This window comes from Staphylococcus sp. HMSC057A08 (assembly GCF_001812925.1).
Lineage (GTDB): Bacteria > Bacillota > Bacilli > Staphylococcales > Staphylococcaceae > Staphylococcus > Staphylococcus hominis.
The window spans coordinates 83708-102091 of record NZ_KV810825.1 but is presented as its reverse complement, the minus strand read 5'-3'; the positions used below and the strand labels follow the sequence as shown (position 1 = coordinate 102091).

16 protein-coding genes are annotated in these 18384 nt (G+C 32.0%); 5 read left to right on the top strand and 11 right to left on the bottom strand.

Annotated elements, in window-relative coordinates:
- Positions 1-8: 8 nt before the first annotated feature.
- Entirely contained in the window at positions 9-4517 is a 4509-nt protein-coding gene (gene gltB, locus HMPREF2881_RS00485; protein ID WP_002488101.1) for a glutamate synthase large subunit, read from the bottom strand.
- A gap of 151 nt (positions 4518-4668) precedes the next feature.
- On the opposite strand from gltB, the gene gltC reads away from it, so the two are divergent.
- From gltC to HMPREF2881_RS00470, 3 genes are all read left to right on the top strand, one after another.
- Entirely contained in the window at positions 4669-5565 is an 897-nt protein-coding gene (gltC, locus tag HMPREF2881_RS00480) for a glutamate biosynthesis transcriptional regulator GltC (RefSeq protein WP_002454511.1), read from the top strand.
- Positions 5566-5682: 117 nt separating this feature from the next.
- Positions 5683-6804, top strand: a complete 1122-nt coding sequence (locus tag HMPREF2881_RS00475; protein ID WP_002454512.1) for a YibE/F family protein — start codon at positions 5683-5685, stop codon at positions 6802-6804.
- The gene (locus HMPREF2881_RS00470) at positions 6801-7607 is read left to right on the top strand and encodes a YibE/F family protein (RefSeq protein WP_002488096.1); all 807 of its coding nucleotides are present in this window, start codon (positions 6801-6803) and stop codon (positions 7605-7607) included. Before HMPREF2881_RS00475 ends, HMPREF2881_RS00470 begins: the two co-directional genes overlap by 4 nt.
- Positions 7608-7673: 66 nt before the next feature.
- Here the strand turns inward: HMPREF2881_RS00470 and HMPREF2881_RS00465 are convergent, their stop codons facing one another.
- A complete protein-coding gene (locus HMPREF2881_RS00465) occupies positions 7674-8057 on the bottom strand; it encodes an NUDIX hydrolase (RefSeq protein ID WP_002448000.1) in 384 nt (127 codons plus the stop codon).
- Positions 8058-8207: 150 nt separating this feature from the next.
- Between HMPREF2881_RS00465 and HMPREF2881_RS00460 the strand changes: the two genes are divergently transcribed.
- On the top strand, positions 8208-8486 hold the full coding sequence (locus tag HMPREF2881_RS00460) for a hypothetical protein (RefSeq protein WP_002454515.1): 279 nt from the start codon (positions 8208-8210) through the stop codon (positions 8484-8486).
- 229 nt (positions 8487-8715) lie between these two features.
- Here HMPREF2881_RS00460 and HMPREF2881_RS00455 read toward each other — a convergent pair whose 3' ends face one another.
- From HMPREF2881_RS00455 to HMPREF2881_RS00430, 6 genes are all read right to left on the bottom strand, one after another.
- On the bottom strand, positions 8716-9705 hold the full coding sequence (locus HMPREF2881_RS00455; protein WP_002488100.1) for a LysM peptidoglycan-binding domain-containing protein: 990 nt from the start codon (positions 9703-9705) through the stop codon (positions 8716-8718).
- A 477-nt stretch (positions 9706-10182) separates the two neighbouring features.
- Positions 10183-11025, bottom strand: coding sequence for a dipeptide ABC transporter glycylmethionine-binding lipoprotein (gene gmpC / locus HMPREF2881_RS00450; RefSeq protein ID WP_002448016.1), 843 nt, complete (start codon positions 11023-11025; stop codon positions 10183-10185).
- Positions 11026-11066: 41 nt separating this feature from the next.
- On the bottom strand, positions 11067-11726 hold the full coding sequence (locus tag HMPREF2881_RS00445; RefSeq protein WP_002488095.1) for a methionine ABC transporter permease: 660 nt from the start codon (positions 11724-11726) through the stop codon (positions 11067-11069).
- Entirely contained in the window at positions 11727-12749 is a 1023-nt protein-coding gene (locus HMPREF2881_RS00440; RefSeq protein WP_002447973.1) for a methionine ABC transporter ATP-binding protein, read from the bottom strand.
- A 219-nt stretch (positions 12750-12968) separates the two neighbouring features.
- On the bottom strand, positions 12969-14117 hold the full coding sequence (locus HMPREF2881_RS00435; RefSeq protein WP_002454517.1) for a bifunctional cystathionine gamma-lyase/homocysteine desulfhydrase: 1149 nt from the start codon (positions 14115-14117) through the stop codon (positions 12969-12971).
- Positions 14118-14119: 2 nt separating this feature from the next.
- Entirely contained in the window at positions 14120-15016 is an 897-nt protein-coding gene (locus HMPREF2881_RS00430; RefSeq protein WP_002447971.1) for a PLP-dependent cysteine synthase family protein, read from the bottom strand.
- A 255-nt stretch (positions 15017-15271) separates the two neighbouring features.
- On the opposite strand from HMPREF2881_RS00430, the gene HMPREF2881_RS00425 reads away from it, so the two are divergent.
- Positions 15272-15802 (top strand): pentapeptide repeat-containing protein, encoded by a 531-nt coding sequence (locus HMPREF2881_RS00425; RefSeq protein WP_002454518.1) that lies wholly within the window; start codon positions 15272-15274, stop codon positions 15800-15802.
- Between the two features lie 73 nt (positions 15803-15875).
- Here HMPREF2881_RS00425 and HMPREF2881_RS00420 read toward each other — a convergent pair whose 3' ends face one another.
- The 3 genes from HMPREF2881_RS00420 to HMPREF2881_RS00410 form a co-directional block, all read right to left on the bottom strand.
- Positions 15876-17204 (bottom strand): sodium-dependent transporter, encoded by a 1329-nt coding sequence (locus tag HMPREF2881_RS00420; protein ID WP_002454519.1) that lies wholly within the window; start codon positions 17202-17204, stop codon positions 15876-15878.
- A gap of 164 nt (positions 17205-17368) precedes the next feature.
- Positions 17369-17617 carry a hypothetical protein gene (locus HMPREF2881_RS00415; protein WP_002447988.1) on the bottom strand — a complete coding sequence of 83 codons (249 nt, stop codon included), beginning with the start codon at positions 17615-17617 and terminating at the stop codon, positions 17369-17371.
- 12 nt (positions 17618-17629) lie between these two features.
- A complete protein-coding gene (locus HMPREF2881_RS00410) occupies positions 17630-18361 on the bottom strand; it encodes an alpha/beta hydrolase (protein WP_002454520.1) in 732 nt (243 codons plus the stop codon).
- Positions 18362-18384 lie beyond the last annotated feature (23 nt).

The window sequence follows — 18384 nt, the reverse complement described above, 5'->3', positions numbered from 1 at the left end:
TCCTTTCTTTAATAAATCACAGCTGGTTGCAAGTCTTTTTCAATCGATGTGCGATGATCATAAAATGCAGCTAATTTTGCTTCGTTATCTTCTGATAAATGACGACGTTGTAACTCAATTTTTTGCATCATTAATTCATAATCTTTTGGAATTACTTTTATGACATGTTCAGTGACATTTTCAAATTGATTTAAGATATCTTTAGCTTTTGTACTTTCTGTATAACGATAATGTTCTTCTAACATTGATTTAAGTAAGTGCTTTTCTTCATCATGTTGCACACGTTTAAATGCTAATGTTGAAAGTTGATTCGCTTTTTTAAATGCTTCGATATCACTTGGGAAGATGTAACTTACTCCACCACTCATACCTTGGCCAAAGTTTTTGCCAACATCACCAAGTATAACCACGTGTCCACCTGTCATATATTCCAAACCATGATCTCCAATTCCTTCAACAACTACATCAACACCACTATTACGAATACAGAAACGTTCTCCAGCACTGCCATTAATATAGGCTTTACCACTAGAGGCTCCATAGAAGCATACATTACCTGCAATAATTTCATTTTCACGAGCATGCTTTGGTGCTTTCACAACGACTGTTCCACCAGATAATCCTTTCCCTACATAGTCATTGGCATCTCCAGTATGATGTATTAATAGTCCTTTAGGAGCAAATGCACCTAAACTTTGCCCAGCATGGCCCATCGTTTCCGCAATAATCGTTTCTTCAGGTAAACCTTTACTACCATGTTGCTTCGTAATATAACTACCCGTAATTACACCAACATTTCGTTGAGTGTTATTAATTGTATATTGTCCTTTAAATGTTTCCCCATTTTCAATACTTTGTTTTGCCTCTTTATATAAATAATTTAAATCGAATCCAATATCTAAATGATGATTTTGAGCTATTTCTTTTGTGTTCGGTCCATCAACTGCATGAAGTAATTTCTCAATATCAAGTGATGCAGCTTTAGATTTAGGATTAATATGACGAGAACGTTGTAATAAGTCCGTACGTCCTACTAGTTCTTCGACTGTTTTCAAGCCAAGTTCTGCGAGAACTTCTCTTAATTCTTCAGCGATGAAATGCATAAAATTGACAACGTGATCCGCTTTACCTCTATAAAGCGCACGTAAATCTTTATTTTGTGTTGCTATTCCTACTGGACAAGTATCATTATGACACACTCTCATCATAATACACCCGAGAACAACAAGAGGTGCAGTTGCAAAACCAAATTCTTCTGCTCCTAATGCACACGCTAATGCTACATCTCTACCTGTTAATAACTTACCGTCTGTTTCTAAACGTACACGACTACGTAAATCATTTAACTTTAATGTTTGATGTGTTTCTGCTAAACCAAGTTCCCATGGTAATCCGGCATGTTGAATACTTGTTTTAGGAGATGCACCCGTACCACCGTCATAACCACTGACTACAATTTTATCTGCAAATGCTTTAGCTACCCCTGAAGCAATCGTTCCTATACCTGTTTTAGATACGAGTTTAACAGCAATATCAGCATCCTTATTTGCATTTTTCAAATCGTGAATCAATTGCGCTAAATCTTCAATTGAATAAATATCATGGTGTGGTGGTGGAGAAATAAGCCCAATACCTGGTGTAGATCCACGTGTTTCAGCAATCCAAGGATATACTTTAGTGCCAGGAAGTTGTCCACCTTCACCAGGTTTTGCACCTTGAGCTACTTTAATTTGTAATTCTTTAGCGTGTTGTAAATACTCACTAGTTACACCAAATCGTCCTGATGCAACTTGTTTAATCGCACTTGATAAATAACTGCCATCTTCTTGAATGACATATCGTTTAGGATTTTCTCCTCCTTCACCGCTATTACTTTTTCCTCCTAATTTATTCATCGCTTTTGCTAAAGTTTGATGTGCTTCCTCAGAAATAGAACCATAACTCATAGCACCTGTGTTAAAGCGTCTTACAATTGATTCTACAGATTCTACTTGCTCAATAGGAATTGATGATTGAGATTTAAATTCTAGTAAATCACGTAAATGGTCGTGTCTATTGTCATGCACAGCATTAGTAAATGTTTTAAATTGCTCGTAATCATTTTCACGACAGGCATGTTGTAATAAATGAATCGTTGTTGGATTAAATACATGATGTTGCCCTTGTTGACGCCATTGGAAATTACTACCAGAAGCTAGATATTCTTCTTCATTACTTTGACGTTTTCTATTTTCTTCATCAATTTGTTCAATACTTAATCCTGATAATTTAGATTGCGTCCCTGTAAAGTAAGTATCAATAACATTTTGAGATAAGCCTACTGCTTCAAATATTTGTGCGCCTTGATAACTTTGAACGGTAGAAATACCCATTTTAGCCATAACTTTAATAACGCCTTCTGATAAAACATTTGTATATGTTTCAACATTTTCAGAAATTGAACCTTCAAGATGGTGACTATCAGTTAAATGAGCAATCGTTTGTTGTGCTAAGTATGGAATGACTGCATTAGCACCATATCCAAGTAAACAAGCAACATGATGCACTTCACGTGTTTCACCTGATAAAGCAACAATACTTGTACTCATACGTAAGTCTTCTTTAATAAGTAATTGATGAATATGACTTACAGCTAATAACATTGGCATAGCATAATGTAACGACTGAGTTGTATTGATTAGTGCACTATCATCTAACACTAAAATTGTATAACCTTCTTTTGTAGCTTGAACCGCTTCTTCTCCTATATGATTTAGAGCTTCTTCGAGTGAAATATCTTGATACAGGGTCGATAAATGTTTCACGTTAAACTTACTTTGTTCAATTTTATCTAATTGATTTAATGTAAGAACTGGTTTAGTAAGTTGTATACGATCTAAGACATTCGGTGCTGGATGAAGTAAATTTCCTTCACTACCTAGATAAGATAACTCACTTGTTACAATCTTTTCACGATAAGCATCGATAGGTGGATTCGTTACTTGAGCAAACAGTTGTTTAAAATAGTTAAATAATGATTCTGGTCTTTCATTGAGTACTGCGAGCGGTGCATCATACCCCATTGCACCAATAGGATCTTTTTTTCCTACCACCAAATCTGTCATATATTTATGAATATCTTCCTTAGTGTAGCCAAACTGCTTTTGTACTTTAAACAGTGTTGCTTCATCTAATAATTGACGTTGATATTGAACTTCGTCTAATTCTAAATCAATCTTGTATTGATCAATCCAATCTTTATAAGGATATTTATGTGCAATATGAGTTTTAAGTTCGTTATTTTCGATGACTTTATTAGAGTTAAAATCAACGAGCAATAATTTCCCAGGATTCAATTGTCCTTTAAACGCAACGTTTTCTTCTGGTACATCAATCACACCTACTTCAGATGAGAAAACAATAAAATTATCTTTAGTGATTGTATAGCGTCCTGGTCGTAATCCATTTCGATCAGTTAATGCGCCAATTTTATCGCCATTACAGAATGAAATCATTGTTGGGCCATCCCAAGGTTCCATTAAATAGCTATAAAATTCATAAAATGCACGTACATGTTCATCATTGGATTTATTATATAACCATGGTTCTGGTATAAGTAACATCGCCGCTTCTTCAGGCTCCATTGCTAAACTTAAAAACTCCAACGCGTTATCTACAATAGCTGAGTCGCTTCCATCTTCATCAACAATATTTTGAATTTTTTCACTTTCATGACCAAATAAAGTATTAATCAGTTGACGTTGACGGGCACGCATCCAATTAACATTACCTTTAATCGTATTAATTTCTCCGTTATGCATAAGAAGTCGGTTAGGATGTGCACGTTTCCAACTAGGGAACGTATTCGTACTAAATCTAGAATGAACAAGTCCTAATTTTGATTGATAATCCTCATTATTTAAGTCTAGGTATAACGTCTTGATTTGATCTGAACGTAACCACCCTTTATAGACAATCGTTTTATGAGACAAACTTGTAAAATATAATTCTAAATGTTCGCGTTCTGCATATTGTTCAATTTGTTTACGTGCTAAATAAAGCTGTTTAACAGGCGTTTCGTGTTGGTTTAAATCTACAAATACTTGTTGTACATAAGGCATTGTAGAAGCAACATGTTCTGCTAATGCTTGTGTGTCTACAGGTACATCTCTATAACCAATTACTTTCAATCCTTCATCGTTAAAGTATTGATTAAATACAATTTCATGCTGTGTATCTAAAACTTTTTGATTAGAGAAAAAAAGACCTACCGCATATTCGCCTTCATTAGGTAAGTCGAAATGAGTATGTTTTTTAAAAAATTCGAAGGGAATTTCTGTCATAATTCCTGCGCCATCACCAGTAATACCATCAGCTCCAATACCGCCTCGATGGTCTAATCTACGCAACATTTCTAATGACTTTTCAATAATATCGTGAGATCTTAAATTATCCATATTGGCATAAAAACCGATTCCACATGCATCATGTTCCTCACGGTAATCATATAATCCTCTTTTTAGTTTATCTTTAAACACGATGCCCACTCCTTTTGAGAATTTTCAGAAAATTTACTGTTAATAACAATTAATATAATGTAAAATATTTATCTGAACAATATATTAAATAGATGATATCATTCTAATAATTAGAACGTTTTACGATATACTTATATTAAGGAGGTAAAATATGGAAATTAAACAATTACGATACTTTGTTGAAGTCGCTCGCCGTGAACATATTTCTGAAGCTGCATTGGAACTTAATATTGCTCAATCTGCAATTAGTCGCCAAATCAATTTACTTGAAAAAGAATTACAAGTTCCATTATTTGATAGACAAGGTCGCAATATATATCTTACTTCGCACGGTAAAGCGTTACTCACACAAGCAACTCACATACTAGAACAACTTGATGAAACAGTGGCTCTTTTTCAACAAGAACAACTTAAAAACGCTCATCATATCAATTTAGGTTTTGAAGAAAGCTATGCTTCTCATATGATTACGCCTATTATTCAAACGTTTGAAAGAGAATACGATAGTCACATTATACCTAGTTTAATGAATCATACTCAGATAGTAGACTATTTAAATTCAGGAAAAATTGATATAGCTATTGTTGAGAATACACCTGAACTACAAGCAAACTCAACTTTTTCAATTACATCTTTATATGAAGAAACATATCACTTATATGTACCTAAAGACGATGCTATTGCCTTAACATTTAATCCACCCTTAACACAGCTTAAACAATTTGAAAAAAATCCTTTATATACACTTCACGTTTTGCCTGATTCTATTAAAAAACGATTAGAATCTGTAATTAAAGTACCTATATACACACTAGGTACAACGTCTCTTGGTCAGTATCTATTAAAACAACGTCGTGGCCATCTACTCTTACCTGATTATATATCGTTGGATCATTCATCTGAACAAGTAGAGGATATCTCTTTAGCACATACAGAATTAAAACGTTCATTTTGTGTGGTATTTAAAAAAGACAATAAAAAAGTAGATATCTTTAATCTATTTCATCTCATTCAAACATTGCTAAGTAAGGTTTCAACATATCACTAGGTCTTGTAACGAACACTAACCCATAACATATGAATTGAATATCATTTTGAACACGCGTATAATCACTTTATTGCGATAAAGGGGTAAATTATATAATTAAAAAGAGGATTATATTTAATGAATATAAAGAGACTTCACATACCTAAAATTAAAAACACTCATCGTCTAATTATTATTGTTACTTTAATAATGATTGGATTATTTATTTTTACATTTTTTAATGCTTCATTTTATCAAATACCTATTGGTAAAATCACGAATGTCGAAACAAGTCATGGTCAAAAAGTCACAGACGAGCATCATAATACTGACACAACATATAATCAACGATTAACTATACGCATTCTAAACGGTAAATATAAAAACGATATCACAACTGTTAATAATCATTTTGTAACATCTCAAGCAGATTCAGAGCAATTTTCTAAAAATGAAAAAGTATTGTTACATATACAAAAAAGTCCATCTGATGCTACTATTCTAGAAAAAAAACGCGATGGCCTTACTGTGGCGATTGTAGGCGTATTTATCGTGACACTTTTAATTGTAGGCAAAAATGTAGGGTTACAATCAATTCTATCTCTACTATTTAACACCGCGTTTATTATTGTTTCAATAGTCATTCATAATACTTTTTCAGGTACAAATTTATTTTTATTAATGAGTATAGCCATTATTTTATCAACTATTATTACATTAGTATTAGTAACTGGCTGGCAAAAACGAACTTGGGTTACGATAATTGCTACTTTATCTGGAACATTTTTATGTGTAGGGATGACTGAATTATTAATTCAATTTACAGGTGGTAATGGAATCAAATATGAAACAATGAGTTTTTTAACGCTACCTCCAAAAGATGTCTTTATGTCTTCTGTTCTTATAGGAACATTAGGAGCGGTAATGGATGTAGCAATTACAATTTCTAGTGGAATGTACGAAATTCTCCAGCGTACGCCTAACATTTCAATGTCTCGTTGGGCTTTAGCTGGACGTCATATTGGCCAAGATATTATGGGCACCATGACCAATATTTTATTATTTTCATATTTATCAGGTAGTCTAGCCATGGTATTAATTTACTTAAAAAATGCGAATACATTTACTTACACTATATCTATGAACTGGTCTCTAGAAATTACACGTGCACTGACTGGTGGTATCGGTATTGTATTGACCATTCCTATAACAATAGGACTTATGGTCACTATATTTAAGTGGAAAGGAGTAAGCCGATGACTACAATTTTTTTACTCGCACTATTACTTTTTATTTTAATGATTTTGCTTGGCGGTAAAAAAGGACTCATCTCCTATCTCACTTTATTTTTAAATTTTATTATTCTTATTATTAGTATTGTTTTCATTCTGTTTGGCATGCCAATCTATCTTGTAGCCTTTACCTTTTGTCTTGTAATTGCTGCTTGTAACCTCTTTATTTTAAATAGTTACAATATTAAAACACAAGCCGCATTTATCGGAACTATAGTAACAACCGTCCTTCTTATCATAGGTGTCTATTTATCTGTAAAATTTGGACATCTACAAGGTTTTGCTACAGAACAACAAGATGAAACCTATATATTTTCAATGAATATTGATATTAATATGCTACAATTTTCTGTTTTTACTATTATGTTGGCTGTCATCGCTGCTGTAATAGATTTAACGATTACAATAAGTTCACCAATGTATGAGTTGAATGAAACAAACCCTGATCTTTCTCGTAAAGAATTATTTCAATCTGGTATACGTGTTGGCAGAGAAATTCTTGCTACTTCCGCTAATACAATTTATTTAGCTTATTTTGGTGGACAATTAACATTATTCTTTTGGTTTTTTCAACTTCATTATTCATTTGGGCATATTTTAAATTCTAAAATTTTTGCTCAAGAGTTTATCTCCATCTTACTAGGTGGCATTGCAGTCGCGTTAAGTATTCCTATCACGGCTTGGGTTAGTGCTCGGTTAATTAAATATCATCAACTTAAACAAACAGATGACCACACTACTACTTCATCCTTAAACGAAGAAATAGAATAGTAAAGACCAAACAGTGGCATTTAATGATTGAAAGCATCAAATGTCACTATTTTATTTATTCAATATTTATATTGAAAATGTTTCGATCCACTTAATGACAGCTGGTGCGATATATTGTGTATCGGATTTATTGAACCAGCGAATATCAGTAACTTCATTATCAATTTGAACGTCATTCCAATTAATACGTTGATTAACTTTAAATCCATTTAATTCGGTCAAAGTATTTGGTTGAGGATAGGCTTCACCAATCACTTTTCCAATATATGTAAAATCTTCTTGAGAAAAATGAAGTTGTAGTTCTTCTTCAATTTCCCTTTGAATAGCTTCTAAAAGCGTCTCACCTTCATCAATTTTCCCACCAGGAAAATAATATTTTTCTCTGTGACGAACTTGTACCAGTAAAATTTGGTCCTCTGTTTCTTCCACTAAACATACACATTTAATCATTCTATTCATCCTTATTAAAACATTCTCACTTCAAAAAAATAATTTAATTTAGTATGATATTAACATACATTAAAACAAAGTTTAGAACAAATTCTTAATGAGTAATATAACATTCAGATTTGTTTTTTATTTTTATGGAGGTCTTGTATGATGGCAAAACAATCAAAACTTTCACGCTTATCTAGTTTAGTAAGTACAGCAGGATTTATTGTGGATGGATATAATGGAATTAAATATAGTGCCAAAAATAAAAATCTAGTTTATCTATCACTAGCACTTAGCACAGCGGGTACTGTGTTCGATTTTATAGTTTCTATGAGATCCCCACGTAAATTCCGTAAATTCACATCATTTATCTCATTTATTGTTAATGTGACACGCTTAGCTTCAAGCTTTAGAAAAGTTAAAGAAGATTATCACTTCGAATAAAAAAACGAGCCTAAGACATAATGAATTGTCTTAGGCATTTTTAATATATTGACAGTCGATGACTGAAGTAAAAATACGCTAGTATCAAGCTTTTTTCAATTTTAGTTCCAGATTCCCAACATAAAGACTTTCAAGAAGAAAGTTTATGTCCAACGCAAATTGGGTATGCGTTGCCAAGATAGGACGACGGATTCAAAATGAATGCTGTCCGACTTTCTTTGTTTTTTTACTAATGAATAAATTTATATTGTCTAACTTGATAAGCTGGAATTGTACGATATGTTAAAACCCCTGGACCTGCACTAAAGTTCATTTCAGATACTAAAAGACTTCCATTACTATTGACGCGTTCTACAAAAGCAACATGTCCATAGTAGCCAGCATCTGATTGGGCAATTGATCCTACAGTAGGATGATAATCAATTCTATAGCCATCTCTTGCAGCTGCATTGTCCCAGTTATTTGCATTCCACCAATATGTACTAATACCTTTACCGATTTGAGCACGACGATTAAAGACATGCCATGTACATTGACCCCAATCATATAAATTTCTATGATTAAAAATCGGTGTGTGATAATAATAATTTGATGATGAACTTGTACGATTTGTATTACTACTTGATGATGCTGTGCCGCTTACACGTAATTTTTGACCTGGGTAAATAAAGAAATTATTTAATCCATTTAAACGCATAATATTTTGATATGTCGTATTATATTTCCAAGCGATGCCCGATAATGAATCACCGTAACGAACAGTATAGTAGCTTGAAGAACTAGATGAATTTGAGCTATTTTGTGTGTGGCTACTTGAACGTGCTGTTCCTGAAACTGTTAATGTTTGACCTGGAAAAATTAAAAAGCTATGAAGTCCATTTAAATCCATAATATGGCGGTACGTTGTACCATATCGACTAGCAATTGATGATAAACTGTCTCCACTTTTTACTGTATATGTACTGCTTGAGTTATTACTATAAGAATGAGATGAACTAGAGCCTGAAACTGTTAATACTTGATTTGGAAAAATAAGATTTGATGTCAAACCATTTAATGATTTTAATTTAGCTATTGTAATACCATAGCGATTTGAAATAGACCATAATGATTCCCCACTTTTTACTGTGTGAGTTGTTGCTGCTTCTGCTTGATGTGCAAATATTGTACTAAATGCCCCAGTTCCAATAATTGCTGTTGCAAGAACTTTTTTATTCATAAATAAGCGCCTCCTTAATCTTATGCTTATCTTTGACATGTCCCCATGACAATTGTTGTATTAACGCTTAGTTTTATTACGTTAATTCTAGTGCTTTAACTTTAATTTTTTCTACTCAAGTAGTCTACTTATATAAATTAATATATTTCATTATAATATTCCATTTCAATTTGATTACATAATGATGAAATTTTAGTACGATACTTATAAAATTAAAACTTTATAAAAATCGATTTCTTTAGTCTAATTATTGCATAACGTAAGTAAGAATTTTTTTAAATGTGATTATATTTAATCAAAAATTTATTATACTATTGAAAATGATATAAAAAAAGAGCGGGACAGCATTCATTTTTGAATTAGTTGTCCCACTCCAAGAGTCGAAAAAAGCTTGATCTATGTGTATTTTTAATTCATTAATCTACGACATATGCTAAATGACTAAACAACGATTGATATTCTACAATGTTTAACTTACTATTTTAAGCTATCTTCAATGTCTTTAATTTCTTTTTGAGATAAATCGACTGCTTTTTCACCATCTTTAGTGTCTTTTTTCAATGCTTCTTGTGCTTCTTTACTATGATATAGATCTACAATTTTTTTGTATGTTTTATTATCTTTATCTTTTGAGTTAACGGCAATTAAATTAATGTATGGTTTAACTGCATCTGAAGTAGAACTTTCTAAATAAATTGGATCTTTCTTAGCATCTAAGCCTGCTTTCGTTGCTACACCATTATTGATAACTGAAATATCAACATCATCTAATGCACGTGCAGTTTGTTGAGCATCTACTTCTTTAATTTTTAAATGTTTAGGGTTATCTTTAATATCTTTTGTTGTACCACTTAAACCAAAGTTATCTTTTAATTTAATAAGTCCTGCTGATTCTAATAATTTTAAAGCACGCGCTTGGTTAGAAACATCATTGGGAATCATCACTTGCGCGCCATCTTTAACATCTTTAATATCTTTTACTTTTTTAGAATAGATGCCTAAAGGTGCTAATACGGTTGTACTAATTGCTTCAATTTTTGCATCTTTATGTGCTTTTTTATATTCATTTAAGAAAGCAAAGTGTTGGAATGCATTCATATCGATATCTCCATCACTTAATGCTTTATTAGGTACGTTATAATCTGAAAAGTGCTTAATTTCTAAATCAATATCATCTTTTTTTGCTAATTCTTTCACTTTTTCCCAAGCAGCAGTATCATTTGATGCTACGCCAACTGTTACTTTCTTACTATTTCCTCCGCCTGAACATGCCGCAAGGACAATAATAGATGCTAATAATAAACCGATTATTCTCTTCATTAAAAACTGCCTCCCAATATTAAAATAATTTATTTAAACAACTAATTTCTACGAATTATTCTAGAAATAAAGTTACCTAATGACTGAATAATTTGTACGATAATAACTAGAACTACAACTGTAATAATAATGACCAATGTATCAAAGCATTGGTAACCATAAACAAGCGCTAAATCTCCAATACCACCGCCACCTACAGCACCGGCCATAGCTGTACTACCAATTAAACCAATAATCGCTGTAGTAATAGCTAGTACAAGTGAACCTAATGCTTCAGGCAATAAAAAATGACGAATAATTTGAAGTGGTGATGCTCCCATAGCTTTTGCTGCTTCAATAATACCATCATCTACTTCTAAAAGTGAATTTTCTACTAAACGCGCAATATATGGTGCTACATATACTGTAAGTGGAACAATTGCAGCTGTTGTACCGATTGACGTACCTGCAACTAATTTAGTAAAAGGTACAATTGCAATTAATAAAATGATGAATGGAATAGATCTTAAAATATTAATAATTGGATTAAGAATTTGGTGAATAACGACATTAGGCCAGATTCCATGTTTTCGAGTGACTACAAGTAAAATACCTAATGGGATACCAATCAATGCACCAATAATTAATGATACTGTCACCATATAAAGTGTTTCATACAATGCTTGCATTAATTGAGATGAATCTATGCTTGAACCAAACATTTAACGCACCTCCTCATAATGAATATGTCGCTCATTAAAATATGATTCTACCGTGTCACGACTAAATTGTGCATCGTGTTCAAAGCGTAACCATAAATAACAAATCGTTTCATCTTGAATATCTGACATAGACGAGAATAGAATATTTACATTAAAACCATATTGGTTTATTAACTCGTTCATTAATGGATAATCAATTTGCTTTTTATCTAAGAAAAGTCTGTAATCTGTATAATGATTATCTGCTCTTTCAAATGAGGCACGTAATGCTTTAGAAGGTTCTGTACTAATAACTGTTGATACAAAATTTTGTGCTGTTTTCGTTTTCGGATGACTAAACACATCTTTTACTGTACCAATTTCTACAACTTCCCCGTGTTCCATTACAGCTACACGATTACAGATTTTTTGAATCACGCTCATTTCGTGAGTAATCATCATAATCGTAACCCCAAATGTTTCATTCACATTTTTAAGTAATTGAAGAATAGAACTTGTTGTCGCAGGGTCTAATGCACTTGTCGCTTCATCGCACAATAATATTTTAGGATTTGTTACAAGTGCTCTTGCAATTGCAACACGTTGTTTTTGTCCTCCGGAAAGCTCATCTGGAAATTGATTTTTCTTATCTGCAAGTCCCACAAACTCTAGCATTTCTTCAACTTTCTCTTTAATCTCAGAATTACTTTTGTGACTAAGTATCAATGGCATTGCTACATTTTTAAAAACTGTTTTAGAATTTAAAAGATTAAAATGTTGGAAAATCATTCCTATATCTTTTTTTACGTTGCGAAGTTCTTTTTCACTATATGTATTAATATCATGTCCATCTACAATAACATGGCCCTCTGTAGCTTGTTCTAATTGGTTAACTAAACGTACTAGTGTACTTTTACCAGCACCACTATAACCAATCACACCAAACACATCACGCGCATCAATTTTAAAAGAAACATCTTTTAAAGCGTGGATGGTTTCTCGTTTCTTTCGAAATACTTTATTTACACCCTGAAATTCAATCACTATGTTCACCCTTATCTAATTCTGATTAAATTCGTATGATATGAAGTATAGGCAAAAGTTGAGGATGCGTCAATATAGTTTTTTAAAAAATTGAAAATTTCAGATATTTTTAGTATTGAATTACTCTTTTAGTTCCAAATATCACAATAAAAATACAAGAGTACAATAAACATCGTTTCAATTTCTATTGCACTCTTGCATTAATACTTTCACTATATTCTATTTATTTAGCGTATCTATCGCTTGTTTTAAATCTTGTACTAAATCTTCAGTGTCTTCAATACCGATTGATAATCGAACTAAACCATCTGTAATTCCTTCTTTAGCACGAACATCTGCTGGAATAGATGCATGTGTCATCAAAGCAGGTACAGAAATCAAGCTTTCCACTGCACCTAAGCTTTCAGCAAGCGTGAAATATTGCGTTTCACGAATTAATTGTTTAGCTGCTTCTGTATCTTTCACTTCAAATGCAACAACGCCAGTATGACCACTTGCTTGAGCGATATGAATATCATGATTAAGGTGACTTTCAATACTAGGATGGAACACTTGTTGTACTGATGGATGCTCTTGTAACATCTTCACAATACCTTCTACGTTACGATTAATTTGTTCCATACGTAACCCTAGTGTTTTAATTCCTCGAATTAATAAATAACTATCTTGTGGTCCTAGTACACCACCTGTAGAGTTAGAAATAAATGCTAAGCGTTCACCTAATTCATCATTAGATGTAGCGACTAAACCTGCAACAACATCACTGTGTCCACCAATATATTTTGTTGCTGAATGTAATACAATATCGATTCCAAAATCTAACGGATTTTGATAGTACGGTGTCATAAATGTGTTATCGACTACAGAAATGAGATGATTTTCTGTCGCAATTTCTGCTGCACGTCGAATATCTGTCACACGTAATAAAGGATTAGACGGCGTTTCGATATATAACATTTTTGTTTCTGGTTTAATATAATCTTTTACGTTTTCAATATTTGTAGTATCAACGAAATCAACATCAATACCAAATCGTGTAAAGACTTTTGTTAAAGCACGATAAGTTCCACCATACACATCAGAATTTAAAATTAAATGATCACCTTTATCTAATAACATTATAACAGCGCTAATCGCAGCCATACCTGAACCAAATGCAAATCCATGTTTACCATTTTCTAAATTCGCAATGACGCTTTCAATAGAAGTACGTGTTGGGTTTGCAGTACGTGAATATTCATAGCCCTGTCTTAAATCACCAATATCATCTTGCAAATAAGTACTTGTTTGATAAATTGGTGTCGTTACTGCTCCAGTAAAATCATCCGTCGTATGTCCACCATGAATCATTTGTGTTTTTTTCTTCATTATTATTCTCCTTTGTATTCAAATATTTTTTTTGACATATAACGATCACTGCCATCTGGAAAAATTGTTACAATAATACCTTTATCAATACGATTTTTAATATCTAAAGCACCTTGTAATGCTGCACCAGATGAGCTACCAACAAGTAGTCCTTCTTGTTTAGCTAATCGTTTTACATTTTCAAATCCTTGATTATCACTGACTGTAATAATATCATCAACGATAGATTTTTCTAAAAATACTGGCCATTTTTCAGAGCCAATACCTTCAATATCATGAGCATGTGCTTTACCACCATTCAATACTGAGCCTTCAGGTTCAACAATAATATTTTTAACATTAAATTGTTGTAAATGTTTAGCTACACCAGTAAATGTTCCTCCAGATCCAGCACCAGCTACAAAATAATCAATGTGTGGTAATGCCTCTGTAATTTCTTTTCCAAGCGTATGCGTATAGGCTTTTGGATTATGTTCAGTTTCAAACTGGTTCATATATACTGCATTATATTTGTCAGCATAATGACGCGCTTCTTTTTGTGCACCCATCATTCCCTTGTTTTTAGGTGTTCGTTTTATTTCAGCACCCAATACTCGCATAATTGAAATTTTTTCTTCTGAAAATCCTTCTGGGGCAAAAATCACACACTTTAAATGATAACGATTAGCGGCCATTGCTAATCCAATTCCTGTATTACCAGCTGTAGCTTCAACGATGGTATCTCCTTTTACAATACGTTTTTCTTTTAGCGCAGTTTCTACAAGATATTTCCCTAGTCGATCTTTAATACTTCCACCAGGATTAAATTGTTCTAACTTCGCATAAATTTGTACATGTTCATCACTAAAACTTTCTAATAATACTAGTGGCGTTTGTCCTATTAAATCATAAGTAATCATATCTTTCGTTCAATACACTCAAGTAATGTCTGAACATACCTACTTTCTATCATCATATTCATTTCCAATATTTAATTTTAATTCTTACTCAACCGCTATGAATTATACGCTAACTTATATCTTATTGCAAAAAGCTAGATTCTTTATGTAAAATGTAATTAGTTATTGCTTTTAAATACTCATGTTATGATAAAAGTGAACCACTGGAAATGAATTAAATTTTACGATGAATCAACGTACAAAGGAGACTCGATGATGACATCTAAAGCAGACTTATCTTTATCCGTCTTTACTAAGGATGACTATAAAAATTTAAATTATAAAAATAGTACTTTTAGAAACTCAATGTACGACGAAATTGAAGTAAATAAAAGTCACTTTAAACATTGTGATTTTAGTGAAGGTATTTTTAAGAATGTAAGCACTATTTCAAATTCAAAAATTATCAATTGTAATTTTGATAAAAGTATCTTTGAAAATGTAAATTTTTTCAAGACGCTTATTAGTAAATCAAATTTAACTGTTACCTCATTTGATGAAAATCATTTTAATACATTAACGATTGAACATTCTATTTTTAAAAATAGCAATATACGTAATGTAAAATTTGATAACGTCACGTTTAAAAAAGTGATTTTTGAAAACGTCACTATGGATTTGTGTCATTTTGAAAATGTAAAAATAAAAGATTGTATATTTAAACATGTCACTATTAATAATTCTTCAATTCCTGAAAAATTATTAAAAGAATTACATAAACAAGATGTTACGTTTGAAAATATGTAATTCAATTATCATTATGCTAAACAGAGTCTAGAACAACAATTTGTATCCTAGACTCTGTTTATTCTTGTTAATATTAAAATAATTGAACAATAAAAACTAATATAATAATAACTGGCATAATATATTTAATTAAAATATACCATGGAACAAAAAGTTTAAATTTATCTTTTCCAAAGCTCTCTTTTAATGCTTGTTTATCTAGTAATTGACCTACAACTAATGTCGTTCCTAATGCTCCTAATGGCATCAAGATATTCGATACGATAAAATCCATATTATCAAAAATTGTACCCGCTCCAAACTTAATTCCACTTAAACTGCTAAATGATAGTGTTGCTGGGATACTAATAACAAATACTAATATACTTGCAATAACTGATATAGCTTTTCGTTTAGTATTATCATTTTTAGTGAAATTTGAGACATTTAATTCCAATAAAGAAATAGAAGACGTTAATGCTGCAAATAAAAATAGAATTACGAAAATTAAATAAAATACAATACCAAAGCCCATTTGATTAAATACTAACGGTAACACTTTAAATAAGAGTCCTGGTCCTTCTTGAGGTGCATAACCAAATGTTTTTAAGGCTGGAAATATTGCAAGTCCTGCTAATACAGAAACTAAAATATTCATAATAACAATTGACATGGCGGAAGATTTAATCGTCATTTCTTTAGGCGCATAACTCGCATACGTAATCATCCCTGTCGTTCCTAATGATAGTGTAAAGAACGATTGACCTAACGCAAATAAGACACCTTTAACTGAAATATCTTCTATTCTCGGTTGTAATATATAGCGAACGCCCTCTAATGCTCCGTCTAATGTCAATGATTTAGCAACAACAATAATTAGAAAAACAAATAATAAGGGCATCATCATTTTAGAAGCTTTCTCTAAACCTTTTTCTACACCTAGCATAACGATGACCATGGTTAAAAGAATAAAAATGCCCTGTCCCAACACAGTTAACCACGGGTTACTAATTATTTTTTCAAATTTAATTTGAGTTAATGACGTATGTTCAACAGATAATAATTGTAAAAATACATTTCCAATATATATAACAATCCAGCCACCGATAACACTATAAAAGCCGAATAAAATAAAAACAGCTAAATTTCCATTCCACCCAATAATATTTAACCATTTTTTTCCTGTTAATTTACTATAGATTCGAGTCGTATAAGTGCGCCCCATTATTCCTACCGTAAACTCCATAATCAGTAACGGTAATCCTACAAAAATAGTAAAGATTAAAAATAAAAATAAAAATGCGCCGCCACCATAAATGCCAGCCATATATGGAAACTTCCACATTGCGCCTAATCCTATAGCAGAACCAGCACTTGCTAGAATAAATCCAGTTGAGGTTTTCCATTGTGATTGATTACTCATTTTCTATCTCCCTTTAACGCGTTAAAGCATGTGTGCGATTAAGTTCTACTCTAACACGTCTGACCAAATAGTGCAATATACATATAAATGAGTATTAAAAAAGATAAGAATAGAGGTAAATGACATATCTCAACTATTCTTATCGTTTAAACTTACTGATATATTTATTTTTCAAAATCATATATTATGGATTGACCTTCATTTACTTCTTGAATATTTAAACTTTCGATATGATCAACGTTAATGTAATGAACTTGTGAGTCATCTTTTAAAAATAAATAGACCAATTCATCAAACTCATCAATAATACGCTGTACGCATGTGTCATAGTCTGGACCATCTTGGAACGTTTTAAATTCTTTATAAGTAGTTCCAGAAACTGTTGTATATATAAGTAAGAATGTACGTTTCATCTTATTACTCCTTTATTTAGATTTAAAAAAAGTTACGACTTGAGTGATAACGTCTTCATGTCCATCTCCATAAGTCATTAAATGACGACTTAACGGATGACATGTTAAATCTTTGTTATTACTATCAATATGATTAAAAATATAATGTGCACTATTTTGATAAAAGGCATCATCATTACCGCCATACAAAATACGAGCGGGAACTTGTATACGTTCTAATTCATTAGAAATTATCTCAATAAATGCTTTAAATTCTGCGATATGTGGTTGATAATCTTGAATTGTCCCAAGTTGTTGTTTTGAAGTAGTTTCATCAAATTTCAATAATTGATTCATGCGCTGACCATAACGTTTCATACGCCACGCAATACTTTTTTCTTCTTTTTCACTTGGTGCAGACATCACTGCTATTTTAGAAACATCAAATAACTCAGCTAACTTTAATGTAAATAGTCCTCCTAGTGAGATACCCGTTACAAAAATAGTGTCAAACCCTTTATTTTTTAAAAATTGATACCCTTCTAATACATCATTCCACCAATCCTGAATCGTAAATTGAGTAAATTGGTATAAAGGTAAGCCATGTCCTTGATAATTTGGTGCAAAGCATGTGAAGTTTTCTTCATTAAGCGCCTTAGCTAATGGTTTTACATCACGAACAGTTCCTGTAAATGAGTGAAGTAATAAGATCGCTTCTTTTCTTGAACCTTCTAAATAAATTGGATGTGGTGATTTGATTTTCATAGTATTCTCCCCTTCTTAAAATA

Excerpts from the sequence above, each read along its gene's own strand:
- gmpC (WP_002448016.1), bottom strand. The coding sequence starts at position 11,025 with ATGAAGAGAATAATCGGTTTATTATTAGCATCTATTATTGTCCTTGCG.
- HMPREF2881_RS00455 (WP_002488100.1), bottom strand. The coding sequence starts at position 9,705 with ATGAATAAAAAAGTTCTTGCAACAGCAATTATTGGAACTGGGGCATTT.
- HMPREF2881_RS00415 (WP_002447988.1), bottom strand. The coding sequence starts at position 17,617 with ATGAAACGTACATTCTTACTTATATATACAACAGTTTCTGGAACTACT.
- HMPREF2881_RS00445 (WP_002488095.1), bottom strand. The coding sequence starts at position 11,726 with ATGTTTGGTTCAAGCATAGATTCATCTCAATTAATGCAAGCATTGTAT.
- HMPREF2881_RS00425 (WP_002454518.1), top strand. The coding sequence starts at position 15,272 with ATGACATCTAAAGCAGACTTATCTTTATCCGTCTTTACTAAGGATGAC.
- HMPREF2881_RS00470 (WP_002488096.1), top strand. The coding sequence starts at position 6,801 with ATGACTACAATTTTTTTACTCGCACTATTACTTTTTATTTTAATGATT.
- HMPREF2881_RS00420 (WP_002454519.1), bottom strand. The coding sequence starts at position 17,204 with ATGAGTAATCAATCACAATGGAAAACCTCAACTGGATTTATTCTAGCA.
- HMPREF2881_RS00475 (WP_002454512.1), top strand. The coding sequence starts at position 5,683 with ATGAATATAAAGAGACTTCACATACCTAAAATTAAAAACACTCATCGT.
- HMPREF2881_RS00430 (WP_002447971.1), bottom strand. The coding sequence starts at position 15,016 with ATGATTACTTATGATTTAATAGGACAAACGCCACTAGTATTATTAGAA.
- gltC (WP_002454511.1), top strand. The coding sequence starts at position 4,669 with ATGGAAATTAAACAATTACGATACTTTGTTGAAGTCGCTCGCCGTGAA.
- HMPREF2881_RS00435 (WP_002454517.1), bottom strand. The coding sequence starts at position 14,117 with ATGAAGAAAAAAACACAAATGATTCATGGTGGACATACGACGGATGAT.
- HMPREF2881_RS00465 (WP_002448000.1), bottom strand. The coding sequence starts at position 8,057 with ATGATTAAATGTGTATGTTTAGTGGAAGAAACAGAGGACCAAATTTTA.
- HMPREF2881_RS00410 (WP_002454520.1), bottom strand. The coding sequence starts at position 18,361 with ATGAAAATCAAATCACCACATCCAATTTATTTAGAAGGTTCAAGAAAA.
- HMPREF2881_RS00460 (WP_002454515.1), top strand. The coding sequence starts at position 8,208 with ATGGCAAAACAATCAAAACTTTCACGCTTATCTAGTTTAGTAAGTACA.